Origin of the sequence: Thiolinea disciformis DSM 14473 (assembly GCF_000371925.1) — a bacterium.
Classification (GTDB): Bacteria; Pseudomonadota; Gammaproteobacteria; order Thiotrichales; family Thiotrichaceae; genus Thiolinea; species Thiolinea disciformis.
This window is the reverse complement of the sequence record NZ_AQVE01000008.1, coordinates 30742-51483: the sequence shown is the minus strand read 5'-3', so window position 1 is coordinate 51483 and position 20742 is coordinate 30742. Positions and strand designations below refer to the sequence as shown.

Sequence of the window (20742 nt, the reverse complement as noted above, 5' to 3'; positions counted from 1 at the left end):
ATTGTAGTGCCATAGAAGGAGGAGCTATGCATTTTGATCCTGTACTGTTAGCCGCACGCCTACAAACCATGAAAGCAGCGGGTTTGTGGCGTGATGAAACGATCAATTTACATCTCCAACAGGCTTTAGAGCATTGCCCCGATAAAACAGCCGTGGTGGCCTATCGCAGTGGGCAAACGACACCTACCCGCCTGAGTTATCGTGAGTTAGACAATCGGGTAGAAAAAGTGGCGCGCTCGTTAGTGGCTTTGGGCGTGGGCAGTAGTGATGTAGTGACTTTTCAATTGCCGAATTGGTGGGAGTTTATTGTCTTACAATTGGCTTGTGCACGGATTGGAGCGGTTGCAAACCCAGTGATGCCGATTTTCCGTCAGCATGAATTGCGCTTTATGCTGAATTTTGGTGAATCTAAAGTTTTCGTGATCCCCAAGCTATATCGTGGTTTTGACTATGAAAGCATGGCGCGCAGTATGTTGCCCGACCTTCCGCATTTGCAACATTTGATTATTGTGGACGGTGAAGGCGACGATAGTTTTGAGCAAAAACTGTTACGCGATGATATGCCAGCCACCCCCTTCACACCGATCCAGCCTGACGATGTTATGCTCTTGATGTATACCTCGGGAACAACCGGTGAACCGAAAGGTGTCATGCACACTTCCAACACGCTTTTCTCCAATTTATATGCCTATGCTGAACGCATGGAGCTGAGTGGTGAGGAAGTAATTTTGGGAGCATCTCCTTTAGCACACCTAACCGGTTATGGCTATTTGGCTAGCCTGCCTTTGATTTTGAATACCACCACGGTATTGCAAGATGTTTGGGATCCACAACAAGCCTTAGCTATTGCACGCAACGAAGGTGTAACATTTAGTATGGCTTCTGCCACCTTTGTGGCCGACTTATGTCAAGCGGTTGAACAAGGTGTAGCACCTGCCCCTAGTTTTAAGAAATTTAACTGTGCAGGTGCTCCCATCCCTCCTATTGTGATCGAGCGTGCCTACCGCTTAATGGATTTGCGCATTAGCTCAGCATGGGGTATGACTGAAAATGGCGCTGTCACAGTAACTGACCCCGCACGCGCTTTAGAACGCTCGGGTAATTCCGATGGTCGCCCCCTACCCGGCATGGAAGTTATCGTGGTCGACAGCACAAATAATCCCGTGCCCTTGGGTGAAGTGGGCTCATTACGTGTGCGTGGCGCATCCATGTTCGCAGGCTATCTGAAGCGGCCTGAACTGAATAGTACTGATGAACAAGGTTGGTTTGATACTGGCGATCAAGCTTTTATGGATGCTGAAGGTTTTATTCGTATTGTAGGCCGCAGTAAAGATGTGGTGATTCGTGGCGGTGAAAATATTCCCGTAACGGAAATTGAAAATCTACTGTATAAGCACCCTGCTATTGCCACAGTTGCAGTAGTCGGCTTTCCTGATCGACGCTATGGCGAACGTGTGTGTGCCTTTGTTTCACTCAAGCCCAAACAGCAATTCAGCTTTGAAGAAATGAGTAACTACCTGAATAGCTTGCAAATCACCAAGCAATATATTCCCGAGCGCCTAGAAATTCTGCCGCAACTCCCGATGACACCCAGCGGTAAATTGCAAAAATTCAAATTGCGCGATATTGCCAAAAACTACACAACAGAGTAAGGGAAAACATGGAGCACGAACCACCGATTCTTTTTGAGAAACTTGAGCGCGTGGCACTGATTCGCCTCAATCGTCCCCACGTTTATAATGCACTGAATGATGCGCTGATGGATGCACTTACTGAAGCTTTGGATGATTGTGCGCAAGATGCGCAAATTAATTGCGTTGTCATTACAGGCTCAGCACAAGCATTTGCAGCGGGTGCTGATATTTCTACAATCGCCAAACTAAATTATCAGCAAGCTTATAAAGAGGATTTAATTAGCCGCAATTGGGAACGCTTAAGGACTTTTCGAAAACCCGTTATTGCTGCGGTATCTGGCCTAGCCTTAGGGGGTGGCTGTGAGTTAGCGATGATGTGCGACACCATTTTTGCGGCGGAAAATGCCAAATTTGGTTTACCTGAAGTCAAAATTGGCACTATCCCTGGTGCAGGTGGCACACAACGCTTACCCCGCTCTATCGGTAAAGCTAAAGCGATGGATATGTGTTTAACGGCGCGCAGTATGGATGCGCAAGAGGCCGAACGTTCCGGTTTAGTAGCACGCATTTTCCCGACGGCACAATTGCTAGAAGAAACCTTGAAAATAGCACAAACCATTGCTTCCTATTCCCAGCCGATCTTGATGATGATGAAAGAAAGCGTAAATCGCGCATTTGAATCTCCTTTACAGGAAGGCATTTTATTTGAACGCCGTAGCTTGCACGCTGCATTTGCACTGCATGATCAAAAGGAAGGTATGCAAGCCTTTTTAGAAAAGCGACCTGCTGTATTTAAGGATTGTTAAAAAGTACCCGCTCAAAGCGAATCCGTTACTGCGCAGCTCTTATTGGCATCAGTAAAACTCTGAAAAACCTGTTGTTATGCTGTGCATCGCTTTCAGATTTTTCGGCCTGATATCGTTTAATGTTCAAGCATTTGATCCTCTAATCTTTGAATAACTTTTTAAAATTTGGACAGGTTTTCGCTGTGACCCTACACTATGCACCATTCTAATTTAAAAAGGGCTGAGGATGTGCAGGTATGCTTGATTGGTTGGCTGATCAATTCAACAGCTTATTAAAATGGTTGCTCGCTTTGTTAGTGGTGGCTGCTGCATTCATTGCCTACCCTAGTATCAAACAAAAACTGACGACAAGTGCTAGTCCTAACGCCCCTGTAGCCACAGCTCCCGCGATGAGCCTTCATGAAACGGCTAAACTGATTCAAGCCGCTGAGCCTACTATGCGCGATGCAAAAGGCTGGGCCAATGATTTGTTAAATGCCTTAAAACAAAATCAATTAGCACAAAGCCGCGAAAATGTCTGTGCTGTTATTGCTATTGTTGATCAAGAATCCGGTTTCGTCGCTAACCCTACTATTCCTAATCTTGGTAAGATTGCCGAACAGGCTGTCATTAAAAAACTGCATAATTATCCTTTAGTGGGCGAAGGCGCAATTCTATTTCTTGAGCGCTTTCCCGATCCAGCCAGTAGCTTTTTAAAAAAAATTCGCAATGCCAAAACAGAGCGTGATTTAGATTTAGCCTATCGGCAGTTGATCACGGGTTTAGAGCAATACGCTAAAAAATATAAATTAAATATGTTACTTGATAATCGTTTTGCCTATGACTTTATCGAAAGTAATAATGATATTGACACCATAGGCTCAATGCAGGTTGCCGTTAGCTATGCTAAGCAAGTTGAAATCGAACGGGGTCGTAAATTTCTGAGCTTGGCAGATTTATATGAATTACGCGATACATTATACACTCGAGCCGGTGGTCTCTATTACGGTACGCGTTTATTGCTCGCTTATGAAACTGGCTATGATAAAAAAATTTACCGTTTTGCAGACTTTAATGCAGGCCGCTATAGTTGTCGAAATGCCGCTTTTCAAGAGATTATTGCTAATTTATCTAGCAAAAAATTAACAAACGACGGTGACTTATTGATTTATAAAGATAATGGTGAAGTGTCTATGACAGCGAGCGCCACTGAGCAGGCGCTTAGAGAATTGTCCAAAAATTTAGCATTAGGTTTAAGTGACTATCAAATTCGTCGTGACCTGCGTCATGAAAAACAGTTGGATTTTAATGACACCAAAACTTATAGAGCGCTGCAACAAACCTATCAAAGCCGTACTGGGAAAAAATCGAATTATGCAAAACTCCCGAAAATTCAGTTGAGTAGCGAGAAAACTTCACGCATTTTAACAACTGAGATTTTCGCTCAAACTGTTAATAAACGTTATCAAGCCTGTATGGCACGGTAAAAAAAATAGGCTTTAAACTGCTTAACGTACTCGCTCACCTGATTCCTTGAATAAAAATACTTTAGTAGACCAGAACAAACGCTCAGGGTTCTGGTGATGGGGATGAGCGTTGATGATAGTAATAGCATTACGGCAGGAGCCAGTTTAAAAGTCAGGTACAAAAAGACTACTTGGTCGATTGTTTTTTTAGAACGGGTCTTGCGAAAACAGGTATGATTCTTTCAAACAACTTCCCTGAGCGGCAAGACATACGATCAATCTTGTTTCTGCCACCTTACTCCGGATCTCAATCCTATTAAATACAAATGAGCACAAGCTAAGGCGCACCGACGACGAATCGGGCTGTCGGTGGAGGAATTAGTTGCACTACCTCTTTGATTATTTTGGGTACTGGTTTTCTATAATTAAGCCTAAAAGTACTACACCAAGGTGCTAATTGTTGGTGCTTTTTCATTTAACCTACCGTTTATAAACGTTTCTCTGCCTTTAGCCCTTACGTTATACTGGTATTAACCCAATATGGTGAGGGCTATTCATGGCACACACTCCTACTCCTGATATCCAGCAACAACGCTTGACGATGCTTACACAAAAGTTAGCTAAGTTGTATAAGCAATACGATCTGGAAACCGATGCGACACGTAAGTTTCAACTTGAACATTTGATCAAAGAGACTGAGGCGGAAATTCAGGGAATGCACCATATCTCCGCCCTTTCACATGATGGGCAAACGTCAAAACATTTACCATACCAAGGTATGACTAGTACTATGAAAGTAGGCTTGATCGGAGCATTGGTAGTCACAGGAATAGTAATTTCATTTATTTTTATGAGCACTACAAATAATATTAAGGGAAATTGTAGTGGCGACTTGAGTGATGTTAAAGGTAATGTACAAATCAGTTGTTATAACCAAGGCGAAACCCCAGAGGAAAAACAACAAAAAATTCAACAGGCTAAACAAGCTGTGGGTAATGAAATTATTAACAATTTACTAGCATTAGATAGTCGTTTAGGTTACATAGCTCAAGCACTAGGACAAGACAATTTATCTACTAATCTTGATCAAGTTAATAAAGAAATAGTTCCCGCAGCAGCAAAATATTTTAAAAACGGCATCACCAATCTTTTAGCACAAACCAGTATAACCTCACTGCGACAAACCATGAATAGTAGTCCATTAAGGTCTGACTTTGGGACTGCTCTTACACAAACATTAATTAATACAGGAACTGATGTAACAAACATACGTCAATTTTACGACCAGCTAAAAAATATAGAGTTAAAAACAGAAAACTTATTTGGTGACCTAGCACAAATAGCTAATCATCGAGTTAGCAATAATCCTCAGGAAATGGATTTTTATCAAAATAACCTTGAAAATACTATTAAATCCCTAAAAATTTATACTGAGCTTACTTACTATATTGGTCTTGAAACCTTAACAGATTTGAATCTTTCCAAAGAAAATATTAATACCCAATTATCGGCCTTATTACTTTTACAACCAAAAAAAATTCCCACAAAAGCCATACTCCATCAACTCAAAATTCAAAAGCTCACTGAGTTAGAGAAGCTAATACAAAAGAAGCAGGATGCCAATACTAGTGGAGAAGAAGGCTTTAACCAGCGTTTAAATGAGCTAAAAGAATTAGTAGCACAATTAGATATTAAACCTGAGGACAAACCTGAGGATTTATTTTGGAAAGCGGCTACACTAAGAAAATTAGGACAAACTAACAAAGCCAAAAGTACCCTAGACTATGTAAAAAAACACTTTCCAAATTTGGATAAATTTACTCAACAATATCTGGATACTGCCTACTATTTTACTGAGCAAGCCAGCGCATTTGGAGTAGAGGGTGGTTTATATGTAGTTGATACTAGCCAAAGTACTCAGGCATCTAAAATAGGTTTAACCAATGGTGATATTGTACTCACCTACAATAAAAAACCATTACTAGTACTTCAGGATATTTTAGATGCTCAACAGGAGTTAGGCCAAACAGCTTCGATCAAAATTACATTTTTGCATATACACAAAGATACCCATAAATTTGAGCTTCGTGAAGCTATTGTATTAGCTGGTAAACTTGGAGTAATGTTTAAACCGATATGAACTTTTATAGGGCTTACGCATTGACAGCCTCCCCATTTTGTGAAATGAGCTAAGCTTTAGCTGCCAGTGGACAAAGATAATCCAAAGACCGAGCCATCTACCAACAGTGCATTACACCTCGCCAATGTCCATGGGATTTTTCATGAGTGAACGGAAATCAACGGCCTACACCCTTGTCAGAAGTGATAGCATATTCCATGAGAGCGTGAACTGCTTTCTGTTGCAGGAAGCATATAAACCCTGTTACCTGATTGCTGAAGCCAGTCAGTCGCTGAACCTAGTCGGGGATAATGGCTAAGGGTCTGGTTACGTGAAATGGGTAAGGATGTAGAAATAGTCACTACTGCTAGCGATCAAGAAGCCGTTATTGTTAGACAAGGGCAGATACTTTATTGCGCCGCTTGTTTGGATGCTGAAGCTTATAAAGTCGTGTTTAAAAAATTGTGTAAAGAACTACAAATACCACATGTGGATTTACCGGACGGGGTAAAAGTACGTCAACTGGGGGATCGGATGATTGCTATCAACTACTCAGCCACAGCGCAAGATTTAAGCGCTCTAAAACCGCTATTTCATTTTGAACACGACAGCATGAGCGCGGCTAATGTGGCGTTTGGAAGCATAGCAGTTAGACACTAAGCACAAAGGATACTTAACGATAACTTCTAAACAAACCAATCATACGTCCCTGAATTTGTACGCTTTGTGCCGGATAAATCATCGGGCGCATCGTCTTATTTTCAGGATGCAGTTCAATCTGACCATTGGCTTGGTAATAAATACGTTTTAAAGTCGCTTCTTCGCGCTCAATCAAAGCGACGACAATCTCACCATTACGCGCTTCTTCTGTGCGTTGGATCACCACATAGTCCCCGTCCATGACACCGATATCGATCATGGATTCACCTTTAACTTTAAGGGCATATCGGCCAGGGCCTAAAAATAACTCATTGGGGCTAATATCCGCCTGATCACTAATGGCCTGAATCGGCTGACCCGCAGCGATTTGCCCTTCTAAAGGTAGGCTAGTCAATGCTAAAGGGAGTTGTGGGTGTTGATCCAATAAGGGCTTAGGCATTTGATAGGCACGTTTACCTTGACCACTGAGCAAAACATTTTTTTGAATCAAGGTTTGAATATGCTGGTGTACCGTACTGCGGCTTTTAATGCCAAGTTTTTGCCCAATTTCATCCAAAGTGGGAGCATAACCAAAATGATTATACCACTGTTGAATCACTTCCCAAATCTGTTGCTGTTTACGTGTGAGCATCACCGCCCCCTACCAAGCCGAACCAAACACGAATCTATTATAAGAACTAAATACGAACTTTTCCAATAAGAATTTATTAGTTTTGATTTGCTTTTTGTTTTAGCTTAAAAACCCCACCATCACTCAAGTTAATAAATTCATAATCGTTTCTCTAAGCCACTGACTGCCTTTATCAGCATGAAAGCGCTCATGCCAGTGCTGTTTGACCGCATAATCCGGTAATGCGAAGGGTAGTGGAAAACAGTGAATCTTATTAGATTGTGCTAATAGCTCGCCCAATTTCTCCGGCACGCTAGCGATTAACTCCGTATGCTCAATCAAATAACCAATTCCTAAAAAGCTTGGCAATTTCAAATCAATACGCCGCCGCAGTTGGCGCTTTTTCACTTCAACATCTAACAGCATATGCCCCGTGCCCGACGTCACAATCGAAACATGCCCTTCTGTTTGATAATGCTGCAAACTGAGCGATTGTTTAATCCGTGGATGGTGTTTGCTGACAAGGCAGATGTAGTTTTGACGAAATAGGGTTTGTTGATAAAAACCCGCTTCTAGTTGTGGTATAAAACCAATCGCTAAATCCACTTCACCACTTGCTAATTTATCGGCTGTCTCGCGCCCAATGGGGTAAACCTCCAGTTTAATATGAGGGGCAACTTGCTTAAGATGCGCCCAAAGCTTGGGCAATAAGACCATATGCGTAATATCCGTCATACTAATCGTGAAACTACGGGTAGCGGTTTTAGGATCGAAACCTTGTGTAAAACTTTGCACCGCTTTTAGACCTTCAAGGGCTTGCTTAGCAATCGGATAAAGCTCATGCGCAAGGCTTGTGGCTTCCATTTTATTTTTAATACGTACAAATAGCGGATCATTAAAATGCTCACGCAATTTCGTCAAAGCAATACTGACTGCGGGCTGCCCCATGGCAAGCATATCCGAGGTTTTCGAGACACTGCCTGTTAGATAAAGTCGCTCAAATATTTCTAATAAACGTTGATCTACATTCAGCACACTAAAGCTCTATTCGATTTTTTAATACATTGTATCAAAGACTATAGCTAGACGGAATAAAGCGGAAACTGCTAAGGTTCGCCCCATACTACAACGATTGAAGGAGTGAATATGCAAGCCTTAGGCACTTTACAAGATTTGCCGCCTGAGTACGTGGCTTCACTCACTGAACTGAATCTAGTGCCATTGTGGCCGAGTTTACGCAGTGTTCTCCCGCCTCATAAACCACAACCACGCACTTTAGCAACGTATTGGCCTTATCGCAGTCTCAAGCCGTTGCTCCTGCAAGCAGGTGAATTAACGCCGATTGAGAAAGCTGAGCGCCGCGTCTTGGTCTTGGCCAACCCAGGGCATGGTTTAGAAAAAATGCAGGCTAGCTCCAGTATGTATCTAGGAATGCAATTGCTGCTACCGGGTGAAATTGCGCCGCCGCATCGCCATACACCTAATGCGGTACGCATGGTCGTAGAAGGCAGTGATGCTTATACCACGGTGGAAGGCGAGCGCTGTCCTATGGTGAAAGGTGATTTAATTTTAACGCCAACGGGTTTATGGCACGAACATCATCATAATGGCAATGAGCCAGTGATTTGGCTAGATGTGCTAGATTTACCCTTGGTGTATTACCTTGAAGCCTCGTTTGTGGAAGAAGGCCAACCGCAAACCATTAAAGGTGAGGCGCGTGAGCAACGCTATCATCGCGGCATTGTACCCATGCCTTTATTTGAACGTGCTAAACCCCATTACCCTATGTTGCGTTATCCGTGGGCAGATGCCAAATCAGCACTCTTACAATTAAGTGAAAGCGATCCGCATGGTTCTGCCATTCAAATTGCTTATATCAATCCGGAAACTGGCGCCGCTTGTGAAAATATCCTCGGTTTTTCAGCTTTGATGTTGCGCCCGAATGAAGTATTGAGACTTCGCAAACGTTCACCTGCGCAAATTTTCCATCTGATTGAGGGACAGGTACACATTCAGATTGATACGAATAGTTTCAACTTAGAAGCATCGGATACTTGCTGTGCACCATGCTTTGCAGAGATCAGCTTCACTAATCAGTCTTCTGAAGCATCCTTTATCTTCATCGCTGACGAATCACCCTTGCATCACAAACTTGGCTTATATTCAGAGCGTGCTTAAGCACTGGGGAGGCTAGAACATGACAATAGCAAATTTACCGATTTTGGTAGCGGGTGGTGGCATTGGTGGACTATCAGCAGCCCTAGCCTTAGTCAATCAAGGCTATGACGTCTTGGTGTTGGAACAAGCTAGCGAAATTGGCGAGATTGGCGCAGGCATTCAATTAGGTCCCAACGCTTTTCATGCTTTTGACGCGCTCGGCATTGGCGATAAGGCCCGTGGACGCGCAGTGTACACCGATTATATGATCATGCACGATGCGCTTGATGAAGGTTTAGTGGGCAAGATTGAAACGGGTGAAGCCTTCCGGCAACGTTTCGGCAATCCTTATGCAGTCATTCACCGTGTGGATGTGCACAGTTCTTTACTAGAAGGCACGCAAGAATCCGGCAAGATCACCTTTAAAACCGCTACTAAGGTCTGTAAAATCGAGCAAGATCGAAGCTCGGTGACTGTCTATGATCAACACGGTAATACGTATAAAGGCTTAGCTTTAATCGGTGCAGATGGCGTGCGCTCGGTTGTGCGCGAGCAGTTTGTAGGTGATCCTGCGCGGGTAACAGGACATGTGGTCTATCGTGCTGTCGTTGATAAAAAGGATTTTCCCGAAGATTTACAATGGAATGCAGCAAGTATTTGGGTCGGCCCGAACTGCCATTTAGTACATTACCCACTACGCGGTGGCGAACAATATAATGACGTGGTCACCTTCCACAGTCGTGAGCAAGAAGAATGGGGTGTCAAAGAAGGTAGCCGCGCAGAAGTACAAAGCTATTTCCAAAGTATTACGCCCAAAGCACGCCAATTAATTGATTTACCTAAAAGCTGGAAACGCTGGGCTACTGCTGATCGTGAACCCATCGCACAATGGACCTATGGGCGAGTGACTTTGCTTGGGGATGCTGCCCACCCAACCACCCAATACATGGCGCAAGGTGCTTGCATGGCGATGGAAGATGCGGTCACCTTAGGCGAGGCTCTGCGGACTTGTGAGCAAGATATTGCCAAAGCTTTCGATCTTTATCAGCGCGCGCGAGTAGCTCGCACGGCTCGAATTGTTTTATCCTCCCGTGAAATGGGTCGTATTTACCATGCCAAAGGCGTTGAACGTTTGGTGCGTAATGAATTATGGCGCGGACGTTCACAAACACAATTCTATGACGCAATGCAATGGTTATACGGCTGGAATGTCAGCAACTGCCTCGATGCAGCCCAATATGTGGAGTCAACCCTTTGAAACTCTATAGCTTTTTTTCCAGTGGAACATCCTACCGCACACGTATAGCCTTGAATTTGAAAGGATTGAAGTACGAATATATTCCAGTAAATTTACGTGCCGCAGAAGAATCTAGCACAGATTATAAAACTCTCAATCCACAAGGCTTAGTACCCTCCTTAGTGGTAGAGGGTAAAGTCTTGACTCAAAGCCCTGCCATCATTGAATGGCTAGAAGAACAATATCCTGAACCGCCTTTACTCCCAAAAGATGTCAATCAACGCGCTCATGTACGTGCCTTAGCAGCGCTGATTGGCTGTGATATCCACCCGATTAACAATAAGCGTATTTTGGATTATCTACGCAAACACTATGGGCAGGATGAGGCGGGTATTAATGCATGGTGTGGCGAGTGGATCCATGCAGGGTTTGCAGCTTATGAGCAACTGTTATTGGCTCATACTAAGCGCGGCAAATACTCATTTGGTAACACCCCGACGCTTGCCGATGTTTATTTAATTCCGCAATTATTCTCAGCACGGCGTTTTAAGGTAGATTTGACACCCTACCCTAGGATTTTAGCCATTGAGCAACAGTGCCAAGTGCTGAAAGCTTTTGCCGATGCAGCGCCCAATCTGCAGCCGGATGCTATTTAAGATTTCTTGGAGCTAGTCATGACAAATTTTGTATTTAATCCGGTGGAAACCGTGGGCTTGCAGGTAGCCGGTACAGAGGCCAAATTTCCAGTACGCCGCATTTATTGCGTAGGGCGTAATTATGCGGCGCACGCGCGCGAAATGGGTTTTGATCCTGATCGTGAACCACCCTTTTTTTTCTGCAAACCCAATGATCCTGATTCTGTGGTTCCAGTAGGCCAAGAACCGGTCACTATCCCCTACCCCAGCCTCACCACGAATTATCACTATGAAGTCGAATTGGTGGTCGCGATAGGCAAAGCAGGCAAAGACATTGCTATTGAAAACGCTGCACAACATATTTTCGGTTATGCAGTGGGCTTGGATATGACTCGCCGCGACCTTCAAATGAAAATGCGCGAACAAGGTCGCCCGTGGGAAATCGGCAAGGCCTTCGATTATTCTGCCCCGATTGGCACCTTGACTACCCTAAAAGATGCGGGCGAATTAAACGATGGCAAAATTGAGCTCTTAGTCAATGGTGAAGTGAGACAATCTAGCACCATAAAGCATCTGATTTGGTCAGTCTCTGAAACGATTGCGAATTTATCGACGCTGTTTGAGTTAAAAGCGGGTGACTTGATTATGACAGGGACACCTGAGGGGGTGGGAGCCGTGCAAAAAGGTGATCGTTTAGAAGCATCGATCGAGGGCTTAAACCCAATCACCGTCAATATTGTCTAAGTCCACACACCTATAAAGCGCTCAATCACTTTGGGCGCTTTTAACCTAAGCAAGCTTCTGGCGACCAGTCAATCACTGCTTTATCACTCCACACTTGCAAACTCGCTAGTAATAAAGGCTGCTCGTAGCAATCATAGTGCTCATCAAAAATAGTAGTTAATTCCAGCATCTGCCACTCAGAAAAGCGTACCCGTTTGCTATCTAATAAGCACAGTACACGCCACAAACCCGCTTTCTGATAAAACGTCGGCTTGGCTAAAAGTGTGGTCACTAATTGAAATAAATCAGTCTTCAAGAGCAGCTTATTATGGTTGGGCAAAACGACTTCTAACTCATCAACCAAGCTTTGATAAGCCAACTCAGATTGAATTTCGCTTGAACTTGTTGCTATGGTTTGCAAAAAAGAATGCAAAGCTTTCATACGCTACCCAAGGGTTTAGAAGATAGCCTTAGGGTGTAATTTTTTCTGGAAGAAAACGAGCGATTACAAGAATAAATAGGACTTATTTCTTATAAGCGGCTAGTGTTCAGTTTACAACAAAACTAAGCTGCTGTAGCGCACAGCAGCTTTTTGACCTGCAACAGTATCGCCGCTTCAGGCTAGAGTTTTGCCGTCAGTTCAGGAACAATAGTGAATAAATCGCCGACTAAACCATAGTCTGCCACTTGGAAGATCGGGGCTTCAGGATCTTTATTAATGGCGACAATGACTTTCGAATCTTTCATACCAGCCAAATGCTGAATCGCGCCAGAAATACCGACTGCCATATACAATTCTGGTGCAACCACTTTACCGGTTTGCCCGACTTGCAAGTCATTCGGTACATAGCCTGCGTCCACCGCTGCACGTGATGCGCCAACCGCCGCGCCCATTTTATCCGCTAAGGCATAAATAATAGCGAAGTTCTCTTTTGAACCCACACCACGGCCACCCGAGACGATTAATTTAGCAGAGGTCAGTTCAGGACGATCTGATTTAGCGATTTCCGCCCCCATAAATTGGGTCTGTTTCGCTTCAAATAGATCACTAATCGCTTCAATCGCTGCACTCCCGCCGCTAGTCGATACGGGATCAAATGCCGTCGTGCGCACACTGAGCACCTTGATCGCATCAGAACTTTGTACCGTAGCAATCGCATTTCCCGCATAAATAGGACGTTTAAACGTATCTGCACTCACGACCGCCATGACATCGCTAACCATATTAACGGCTAATAAAGCAGCAGTGCGTGGTAATACATCTTTGAAAGTGGTGGTAGCAGGTGCTAGAACGTGGGAATAAGCTGGGGCTAGCTTAGCGATCAATTGGCTGGTATTTTCGGCAAGCTGCTGTGCATAGACCGCATTATCGGACACTTTGACTTTGCTGACACCTGCTATCGCAGCCGCTTGCTGCGCAACTGCTTGGCAATTGCTGCCAATGACTAAAACCTCAATAGCACCGCCCAGTTGCTGGGCTGCGCTTAAGGCATTTAAAGTAGCTGGTTTGAGGTTTTGATTATCGTGTTCGGCAATTACTAATACTGTCATAATTTTCCCCTTTACAGCACTTTCGCTTGATTTTTTAGGCTATTAATCAAAGCATCCACATCAGGCACCATAATGCCCGCTTTACGCTCAGAAGGCGGTTCTACTTTGATCATTTTCACTGAATTATTCAGCGACACACCTAAAGATTCTGGAGTCTGGGTATCCAAAGGCTTTTTCTTAGCCTTCATAATATCTGGTAATTTCACATAACGCGGCTCATTCAAGCGCAGATCGGTCGTCACCACCAACGGCAATGCTAATTGTAAGGTCTGCAAACCGCCATCGACTTCACGCACTACAGTAGCTTTGCTATCAGCAATCGTCACTTTAGAGGCAAAGGTTGCTTGGGGGTAGTCACACAACGCGGCTAACATTTGGCCGGTTTGATTATCATCCGAATCAATCGCTTGCTTGCCCAACAATACAACGCTTGGCTGCTCAGCTTGTACGACTTTTGCTAATAATTGAGCAATCGTTAAGGGACTCAGAGCCGCTTCACCACTGTCAATCCAAATACCACGATCTGCACCCATCGCCATCGCAGAACGAATGGTTTCTTGTACCGCTTTCGAGCCGATGGAAACAACAATAATTTCACTGGCCACACCCGCCTCTTTTAAACGTACTGCTTCTTCAACCGCAATTTCGCAGAATGGATTCATAGACATTTTAGCGTTGGCTAAATCGACATCACTATGATCGGTTTTAACACGCACTTTTACGCTGTAATCCAGCACGCGCTTTATTGCTACCAGTATTTTCATGCTGCTTTTATCCTTAAAAAAAGAGTAGCCTTTAAAAAAAGCTACTCTGGTATGGCTAGAAGGAGAGGTCCTTCAGCCCGTTAGTGAAGATAATTAGTTTGCATCCCGCGCCCATTGACGCAGTACGAATTTTTGTACTTTACCTGTGGAGGTTCGTGGCAAATCCACAAAGATTACTTTTTTAGGCACTTTATAGCGCGCCATATTGTCGCGACAATACGCGATGACCTCGTCTTCCGTCAGGCTTGCACCATCGGCAAGTTTAATGAAAGCACAAGGAATTTCACCCCACTTTTCATCTTGTTTGGCGACGACGGCAACGTCTTGTATGGCCGGATGTTTATACAGTACATCTTCTACTTCAATACTGGAAATATTCTCACCGCCAGAAATGATAATATCTTTCGAACGATCCTTGATTTCGATATAACCATCAGCGTGCCACACTGCCAAGTCACCGGAGTGGAACCACCCTCCTTCAAATGACTCATCGGTGGTTTTAGGATTCTTTAGGTAACCTTTCATAACGATGTTTCCACGCATGAAAACCTCACCTATGGTTTGCCCATCTTGCTCGACAGGCTCTAGGGTAGCAGGGTCAGCGACCATTAAATCTTCTTGCATAGGCGCTCGCACCCCTTGACGTGCTTTTAGGCGCGCGCGTTCTTCTATGCTGACGCCATCCCAATCATCCTTCCACACGCTCACCACACAAGGGCCATACGTTTCAGTCAAACCATAGACTTGCGTAACATCGAAATTCATCTCTTCCATGGTTTGAATCACTGCCGCAGGGGGGGGCGCACCGGCTGTCATCACTTTAACAGGATGCGTAATGCCCGCTTTTACGGAGTCTGGTGCACTGCCAATCATACTTAATACAATCGGTGCACCACACAGATGATCCACTTTTTCGTTAATAATTAACTCAACAATTTTCTGAGCACGCACATGACGCAAACAAACATTCACACCCGCAATAACCGCCATAGTCCAAGGGAAACACCAGCCATTGCAATGGAACATCGGTAAAGTCCACAAATAAACCGTACCCGTTGGCATATTCCATGACAAAGCATTACTCACCGCATTCAAATATGCACCACGGTGATGGTAAACCACACCCTTTGGGTCGCCCGTGGTGCCAGAAGTATAATTTAGGCTAATAGCATTCCATTCATTGCTAGGGGCTTGCCACTGAAAATGGGGATCACCTTCTTGTAGCAATTGCTCATAAGTCATGCTACCCAGTAATTCACCTTCTTGAAAGCTAGGATCATCAATATCAATAATTAAAGGTTTAACTTCCAACATATCCAGCGCTTTACTCACTACCGCATTCATTTCGCGCTCGGTAATGAGAATCTTGCTTTCGGCATGTTTCAAAATAAAGGCAACAGAAGGCGCATCTAAACGGGTATTAATCGAGTTCAGCACTGCACCGGCCATCGGAATGCCAAAATGAGCCTCAAAGTGCTCCGGCAAATTCGGGCAAATAATAGACACCGTATCGCCTACCTGAATCCCGCGCTTCACTAAAGCACTGGCTAAGCGACGACAGCGGGTGTAGGTTTCAGCCCAAGTACGACGCACCTGATGATGTACCACCGCCAACTTATTCGGGTAAATCGAAGCAGCACGCTCCAAGAATGTGACAGGGCTTAATGCTTCATAATTTGCCGCTACCTGATCCAAGTGCTGTTCGTAGATATTCACCTGCGTCATACTATTCCTCCTTGCCGCTAAAAATTATTTTTCAATACCTTATTAAGCTCGCCTACGATGCCATTCCTGAAGAGCAACACGCAGACAATAAAGATCACACCCATAATAATATGAATATAGCTCCCTAGCTCGCCACCAGAAAATAAGTTTTGTATGCCAATAATCACACTTGCGCCAACTAAGGGTCCAAAAACTGTTCCCATGCCCCCTAATAAGGTCATCAGTACCACTTCACCTGACATATGCCAGTGTGCATCGGTTAGTGATTCTAGTTGAAAAACTAAGGCTTTGGTTGAACCTGCTAAACCCGATAAGGTCGCCGAAATAATAAACACCATTAATTTATAATGACGGACATTGTAGCCTAGCGAAATAGCACGCGGCTCATTCTCGCGAATTGCCTTTAAGACATGACCAAAAGGTGAATGAATAGTGCGATGAATAAACCAATAACCTGCTAAAAAGACAGCCAATACGAAATAATACATCACCATATTATTCGATAAATCGACTACACCAAACAGTTTGCCACGTGGAATACCTTGTAATCCATTTTCACCCCCCGTAAATGGCGCTTGTACGTATAAGAAAAATACCAGTTGCGCCAATGCCAAGGTCACCATAGCGAAATAAATACCTTCGCGCTTGACCGACAACTTACCAAATACAAAGCCTAATAAAGCAGATGCGGCTGTACCTATTAAAATACCTAACTCAGTGGTCAAGCCATATTCACTCATCACATAGCCCGTCATATAACCGCCTGTACTTAAAAAGGCGGCATGACCGAAAGAAAGCATTCCAGCATAGCCAATCAGCAAATTAAACGCAGCGGCGAATAAACCGAAACACAATATCTTCATTAATAAAACAGGATAAACCAGCCAAGGAATAATCAGGGCTAATACAAGAGCAGCCAGCAGAAATAAACGGCTCTGGAAAAATTGAGTCATCATATTCTATAATTCCTTGCCAAAGAGACCAGCGGGTTTAAAAAGTAAGACTAACACCATGACTAAAAAGATGACTGTGGTAGACGCTTCGGGATAAAAATATTTCGTTAAACCCTCAATAATGCCCATCAATAAGCCAGTCAAAATCGCGCCACCAATCGAACCCATCCCACCAATGACCACGATCGCAAATACAACGATGAGGATATTGGCCCCCATATCAGGACTAACCGAATAAATCGGCGCCGCTAAAACCCCTGCGAAACCTGCTAAGGCGACCCCAAAGCCAAAGGTTAGAGTGATCATTAAGGGTACATTGACTCCAAAACCTTGCAAAATTCGAGAATTCTCGGTGCCTGCACGTAAATAAGCACCTAATTTAGTCTTCTCAATCACCCACCAAGTAGAACCGCAAACCAGTAAAGAAATAACAATGATCCAAGCGCGGTAAGTGGGCAAATACATAAATCCTAAATTAGCACCGCCCTGCAAGGTTTCAGGAATAGAATACGGTAAACCCGACGAGCCAAATAAATGTGTAAAGATACCTTGTAACACTAAAGCCACCCCATAGGTTAATAATAAACCATAAAGGTGATCTTCATTAGAAATTGGGCGAATCAGAATCCGCTCAATCAATATCCCAATAAACCCTACACTCACTGGCACAACAATTAATGCTAGCCAATAGTTAATCCCCAAATGCTGTAATCCTAGCCATGCAAAAAAAGCACCGACCATATACAAAGCACCTTGAGCGAAATTAATAATCCGCAGCAAGCCAAATATAATGGCCAAGCCTAAACTGAGTAAGGCATAAAATGAGCCATTAATGAGTCCAACCAGCAATTGGCCAAATAAAGCCACTGGATTAATGCCAAGGAATGAATCCATAACACACCTATGCTGAGCAAATGCATTCGCAGGGATGAGCTTATTCATCCCTGCCCCAGATTTAATTACTTCTTAGCAAAATCACACGTTTCTACCATCGGTAGGAACACTTGATCACCGGATAGGGTTTTCTCAATTTCAAAGATGTCATCCTCGTTTTTACGCTCATCCGCTTTCTTAACACGTACTTGGTACATGTCATGCACCATACGCCCATCCGAACGCAATACCGCATTACGCGCAAAGAAATCATCTGGTTTGATTTCCTTCATTTTTGCCATGACAGCCGTACCTTCGTCAGTGCCAGCTGCTTTGACCGCGTTCAAATAATGCATAGTCGCAGAATAAGCGCCTGCTTGACTCATACCCGGCGTTTTGCCGAATACTTCTTTATAGCGCTTCGCCCATTCCTTGGTTTTATCATCCATGTCGCCATAAAACGCTGTCGTCAAGCGCATATTGGCAATAACTGCTGGATCAATAGCTTGCACTTCAGAGGCAAACACAACCAGCCCGACCATGGTAGCTTGCTTATCTAAGCCAAACTCATGTGCCGCTTTTAAGGAGTTAATGAAGTCTTTGCCTGCATTCGCGAAGGCAATGGCATCCGCACCTGAGGACTGGGCTTGCAAAATATAAGAAGAGAAATCGGTAGTACTCAGCGGAACTTTCACGCCCCCAACCACTTCTGCACCGTGTTTTTTAATTACATCCGTGGCAACCGTTTCGAGTGCTTTACCAAATTCATAATCCGCCGTAATGAAGAACCACTTCTTCTTACCCGCCGCCACCAAAGGATTCACCGTACCATTGGCTAAAGCCGCAACGTCATAAGTCCAATGCGCGGTAAAAGGAGAACATGCTTTAGTGGTAAAAGCCGTACTACCAGCCGCCGCAATCAATAGGGGTTTTTTCGCTTCGGTTAAGACTTTACTAATCGCTAAACCAACTGAAGAGGCGACTACACCACCAACAGCATCAATTTTCTCTTTAGCGACCCATTCACTGACAATGGCGGAGCCAACATCTGGCTTATTTTGGTCATCCGCAGAAATCACTTCGATAGGCTTATCCAGCACCTTGCCACCGAAATCTTTGACGGCCATTTCTACGGCAGTGACACAACCCTTGCCACATACATCTGCATAAGTCCCCCCCATATCAGCCATCACGCCAATACGGACTTTGCCATCAGAAATGCCTTCCGCCCACACGGCATTTGCACCCAAAGCCAATGCCATAGCACTCGCTACCACTGTTTGTTTTAAAATCATGTTTTCTCCTCCAATAAAACCCTTAAACACTCAAATAGGTATCTAACAGCCCGCGCTTTTCCTCCAGCTCAGACTGATGAATTTCCTCTACAATATGACCGTGCTCCATGATGTAATGCCGGTCTGCAATGGGTGCCGCAAAATGAAAATTCTGCTCGACTAATAAAATGGTGAGGCCACGCTGTTTAAGCTGCACCAATACTTCGCCTAGTTTTTTCACAATAACGGGCGCTAAACCTTCCGTAATTTCATCCAGTAATAAAATATTGGCGCCAGTCCGCAAAATTCGCGCTAAAGCCAACATTTGCTGCTCACCACCGGAAAGACGTGTTCCTTGACTCGCGCGCCGCTCTAACAAATTGGGAAACATGGAATAAAGCTCATCCAGCGACATGCCATCACTACGCACTTCTGGTGGCAATAAAAGATTTTCTTCCACGCTTAAACTAGCAAAAATACCACGCTCTTCTGGGCAAAAGCCTATACCTAAATGTGCAATACGATGCGCTGGCATCCCCAGCGTTTCAGTGCCATTAATCATAATGCTGCCCGAACGACGCCCCACCATATTCATAATTGATTTCAAGGTAGTCGAACGGCCTGAGCCATTACGGCCGAGTAAAGTCACTAACTCGCCGCGATTCACATATAAATTAATGCCATGCAGAATATGTGACTCGCCATAAAAGGCGTGCAAATCCCGTAAGCGGATTTTTTCATCCATTGAGCTGGTCATGCAGCCTCCTCCGTAGCAGCAATACCAAGGTAGGCTTCTTTGACCCGTGGATCAGCGGATACTGTGGCGTAGTCGCCCTCCGTTAGGACTGCACCACGTTGTAATACAGTGATTCGATCGGCTAAGCGTGACACCACATGGAGATTGTGCTCCACCATTAAAATAGTGCGATTCGCTGAGACCTTCTTAATCAAATCTGCCACTACGCCCACATCTTCATGCCCCATACCTTGCGTGGGTTCGTCTAATAACAACATTTCTGGTTCTAATGCCAAGGTGGTAGCCAACTCCAAGGCTCGCTTACGCCCATAAGAAAGATCCAGTGTTTTGGCATGTGCAAAACTGAGTAAGCCGACTGAATCCAATAAGCGCTCAGCTTGCTCATTCAAATTATTCAGAACTTTGTCTGATTTCCAGAAGTGAAAACTATTCCCTTCTTTGCGCTGCAGGGCGACGCGCACATTTTCCAACACACTGAGTTTGGGAAATACTGCCGAAATTTGAAAGGAACGCACCATCCCCATACGTGCAATCGTTGAGGCTTCGATGGGCGTAATGTCTTTGCCATTCAGTAGAATTTGGCCGGAGGTAGGAATCAGGTATTTAGTGAGGAGATTGAATACAGTGGTTTTGCCCGCACCATTCGGGCCAATAAGGGCATGGATATGGCCGCGCTGAATGCTCAAATTAACTTTATCAACGGCGGTAAAACCTTTAAAACTTTTGGTCAAGTCACGCGTTTCTAATATAACGTCAGTAGTCGCCATTGAATCCTCCTCCAAAGATTACTGATTTTTAGTATAGCAAGGCAATTTTGCA

General features: G+C 44.3%; 20 protein-coding genes. 9 read left to right on the top strand and 11 right to left on the bottom strand.

Features of this window, described 5'->3' with window-relative positions:
- The first annotated feature begins 26 nt into the window (after positions 1–26).
- The 5 genes from aliA (at position 27) to A3IE_RS0108190 (ending at position 6664) form a co-directional block, all read left to right on the top strand.
- A complete protein-coding gene (aliA, locus tag A3IE_RS0108210) occupies positions 27–1652 on the top strand; it encodes a cyclohexanecarboxylate-CoA ligase (protein ID WP_020395128.1) in 1626 nt (541 codons plus the stop codon).
- 8 nt (positions 1653–1660) lie between these two features.
- Positions 1661–2440 (top strand): enoyl-CoA hydratase, encoded by a 780-nt coding sequence (locus A3IE_RS0108205; RefSeq protein ID WP_020395127.1) that lies wholly within the window; start codon positions 1661–1663, stop codon positions 2438–2440.
- A 236-nt stretch (positions 2441–2676) separates the two neighbouring features.
- Positions 2677–3906, top strand: a complete 1230-nt coding sequence (locus A3IE_RS0108200) for a DUF1615 family protein (RefSeq protein WP_020395126.1) — start codon at positions 2677–2679, stop codon at positions 3904–3906.
- 535 nt (positions 3907–4441) lie between these two features.
- Positions 4442–6025, top strand: a complete 1584-nt coding sequence (locus tag A3IE_RS0108195) for a hypothetical protein (RefSeq protein ID WP_020395125.1) — start codon at positions 4442–4444, stop codon at positions 6023–6025.
- A gap of 315 nt (positions 6026–6340) precedes the next feature.
- Positions 6341–6664, top strand: coding sequence for a hypothetical protein (locus A3IE_RS0108190; RefSeq protein WP_020395124.1), 324 nt, complete (start codon positions 6341–6343; stop codon positions 6662–6664).
- Between the two features lie 13 nt (positions 6665–6677).
- Here the strand turns inward: A3IE_RS0108190 and lexA are convergent, their stop codons facing one another.
- Together lexA and A3IE_RS0108180 are read right to left on the bottom strand one after the other, a co-directional pair.
- Entirely contained in the window at positions 6678–7295 is a 618-nt protein-coding gene (gene lexA / locus A3IE_RS0108185; RefSeq protein WP_020395123.1) for a transcriptional repressor LexA, read from the bottom strand.
- A 123-nt stretch (positions 7296–7418) separates the two neighbouring features.
- Complete coding sequence (locus A3IE_RS0108180) at positions 7419–8309, bottom strand: LysR family transcriptional regulator (protein ID WP_020395122.1); 891 nt, start codon at positions 8307–8309, stop codon at positions 7419–7421.
- Positions 8310–8420: 111 nt separating this feature from the next.
- Here A3IE_RS0108180 and A3IE_RS0108175 point away from each other — a divergent pair, with 111 nt between their 5' ends.
- The 4 genes from A3IE_RS0108175 to A3IE_RS0108160 are packed head-to-tail and all read left to right on the top strand — an operon-like array spanning position 8421 to position 12047.
- Positions 8421–9452: a cupin domain-containing protein gene (locus A3IE_RS0108175; protein WP_020395121.1), complete on the top strand. Its 1032-nt coding sequence runs from the start codon at positions 8421–8423 to the stop codon at positions 9450–9452.
- Between the two features lie 19 nt (positions 9453–9471).
- Positions 9472–10689 carry a 3-hydroxybenzoate 6-monooxygenase gene (locus A3IE_RS0108170; protein WP_020395120.1) on the top strand — a complete coding sequence of 406 codons (1218 nt, stop codon included), beginning with the start codon at positions 9472–9474 and terminating at the stop codon, positions 10687–10689.
- Entirely contained in the window at positions 10686–11324 is a 639-nt protein-coding gene (gene maiA, locus A3IE_RS0108165) for a maleylacetoacetate isomerase (protein WP_020395119.1), read from the top strand. Before A3IE_RS0108170 ends, maiA begins: the two co-directional genes overlap by 4 nt.
- A gap of 18 nt (positions 11325–11342) precedes the next feature.
- Positions 11343–12047, top strand: a complete 705-nt coding sequence (locus A3IE_RS0108160) for a fumarylacetoacetate hydrolase family protein (RefSeq protein ID WP_020395118.1) — start codon at positions 11343–11345, stop codon at positions 12045–12047.
- 40 nt (positions 12048–12087) lie between these two features.
- Here the strand turns inward: A3IE_RS0108160 and A3IE_RS0108155 are convergent, their stop codons facing one another.
- The 9 genes from A3IE_RS0108155 to A3IE_RS0108115 all read right to left on the bottom strand — a co-directional run bounded on the left by A3IE_RS0108155 (position 12088) and on the right by A3IE_RS0108115 (position 20690).
- Complete coding sequence (locus A3IE_RS0108155) at positions 12088–12468, bottom strand: hypothetical protein (RefSeq protein ID WP_020395117.1); 381 nt, start codon at positions 12466–12468, stop codon at positions 12088–12090.
- 179 nt (positions 12469–12647) lie between these two features.
- Positions 12648–13577 (bottom strand): electron transfer flavoprotein subunit alpha/FixB family protein, encoded by a 930-nt coding sequence (locus A3IE_RS0108150; RefSeq protein ID WP_020395116.1) that lies wholly within the window; start codon positions 13575–13577, stop codon positions 12648–12650.
- Between the two features lie 11 nt (positions 13578–13588).
- Positions 13589–14341 (bottom strand): electron transfer flavoprotein subunit beta/FixA family protein, encoded by a 753-nt coding sequence (locus A3IE_RS0108145; protein ID WP_020395115.1) that lies wholly within the window; start codon positions 14339–14341, stop codon positions 13589–13591.
- A 93-nt stretch (positions 14342–14434) separates the two neighbouring features.
- The gene (locus A3IE_RS0108140) at positions 14435–16066 is read right to left on the bottom strand and encodes an acyl-CoA synthetase (protein ID WP_020395114.1); all 1632 of its coding nucleotides are present in this window, start codon (positions 16064–16066) and stop codon (positions 14435–14437) included.
- Positions 16067–16083: 17 nt separating this feature from the next.
- Positions 16084–17022, bottom strand: coding sequence for a branched-chain amino acid ABC transporter permease (locus tag A3IE_RS0108135; RefSeq protein ID WP_020395113.1), 939 nt, complete (start codon positions 17020–17022; stop codon positions 16084–16086).
- 3 nt (positions 17023–17025) lie between these two features.
- The gene (locus tag A3IE_RS0108130) at positions 17026–17913 is read right to left on the bottom strand and encodes a branched-chain amino acid ABC transporter permease (protein ID WP_020395112.1); all 888 of its coding nucleotides are present in this window, start codon (positions 17911–17913) and stop codon (positions 17026–17028) included.
- Between the two features lie 65 nt (positions 17914–17978).
- Positions 17979–19187, bottom strand: coding sequence for an ABC transporter substrate-binding protein (locus tag A3IE_RS0108125; protein ID WP_020395111.1), 1209 nt, complete (start codon positions 19185–19187; stop codon positions 17979–17981).
- A gap of 22 nt (positions 19188–19209) precedes the next feature.
- Positions 19210–19923 (bottom strand): ABC transporter ATP-binding protein, encoded by a 714-nt coding sequence (locus A3IE_RS0108120; RefSeq protein ID WP_020395110.1) that lies wholly within the window; start codon positions 19921–19923, stop codon positions 19210–19212.
- Complete coding sequence (locus A3IE_RS0108115) at positions 19920–20690, bottom strand: ABC transporter ATP-binding protein (protein WP_020395109.1); 771 nt, start codon at positions 20688–20690, stop codon at positions 19920–19922. The genes A3IE_RS0108120 and A3IE_RS0108115 overlap by 4 nt, the downstream gene beginning before the upstream one ends.
- Positions 20691–20742: the final 52 nt, after the last annotated feature.

Coding starts and splice junctions, on each gene's coding strand:
- aliA (WP_020395128.1), top strand. CDS start 27: ATGCATTTTGATCCTGTACTGTTAGCCGCACGCCTACAAACCATGAAA.
- A3IE_RS0108205 (WP_020395127.1), top strand. CDS start 1,661: ATGGAGCACGAACCACCGATTCTTTTTGAGAAACTTGAGCGCGTGGCA.
- A3IE_RS0108200 (WP_020395126.1), top strand. CDS start 2,677: ATGCTTGATTGGTTGGCTGATCAATTCAACAGCTTATTAAAATGGTTG.
- A3IE_RS0108195 (WP_020395125.1), top strand. CDS start 4,442: ATGGCACACACTCCTACTCCTGATATCCAGCAACAACGCTTGACGATG.
- A3IE_RS0108190 (WP_020395124.1), top strand. CDS start 6,341: ATGGGTAAGGATGTAGAAATAGTCACTACTGCTAGCGATCAAGAAGCC.
- lexA (WP_020395123.1), bottom strand. CDS start 7,295: ATGCTCACACGTAAACAGCAACAGATTTGGGAAGTGATTCAACAGTGG.
- A3IE_RS0108175 (WP_020395121.1), top strand. CDS start 8,421: ATGCAAGCCTTAGGCACTTTACAAGATTTGCCGCCTGAGTACGTGGCT.
- A3IE_RS0108170 (WP_020395120.1), top strand. CDS start 9,472: ATGACAATAGCAAATTTACCGATTTTGGTAGCGGGTGGTGGCATTGGT.
- A3IE_RS0108160 (WP_020395118.1), top strand. CDS start 11,343: ATGACAAATTTTGTATTTAATCCGGTGGAAACCGTGGGCTTGCAGGTA.
- A3IE_RS0108155 (WP_020395117.1), bottom strand. CDS start 12,468: ATGAAAGCTTTGCATTCTTTTTTGCAAACCATAGCAACAAGTTCAAGC.
- A3IE_RS0108150 (WP_020395116.1), bottom strand. CDS start 13,577: ATGACAGTATTAGTAATTGCCGAACACGATAATCAAAACCTCAAACCA.
- A3IE_RS0108145 (WP_020395115.1), bottom strand. CDS start 14,341: ATGAAAATACTGGTAGCAATAAAGCGCGTGCTGGATTACAGCGTAAAA.
- A3IE_RS0108140 (WP_020395114.1), bottom strand. CDS start 16,066: ATGACGCAGGTGAATATCTACGAACAGCACTTGGATCAGGTAGCGGCA.
- A3IE_RS0108135 (WP_020395113.1), bottom strand. CDS start 17,022: ATGATGACTCAATTTTTCCAGAGCCGTTTATTTCTGCTGGCTGCTCTT.
- A3IE_RS0108130 (WP_020395112.1), bottom strand. CDS start 17,913: ATGGATTCATTCCTTGGCATTAATCCAGTGGCTTTATTTGGCCAATTG.
- A3IE_RS0108125 (WP_020395111.1), bottom strand. CDS start 19,187: ATGATTTTAAAACAAACAGTGGTAGCGAGTGCTATGGCATTGGCTTTG.
- A3IE_RS0108120 (WP_020395110.1), bottom strand. CDS start 19,923: ATGACCAGCTCAATGGATGAAAAAATCCGCTTACGGGATTTGCACGCC.
- A3IE_RS0108115 (WP_020395109.1), bottom strand. CDS start 20,690: ATGGCGACTACTGACGTTATATTAGAAACGCGTGACTTGACCAAAAGT.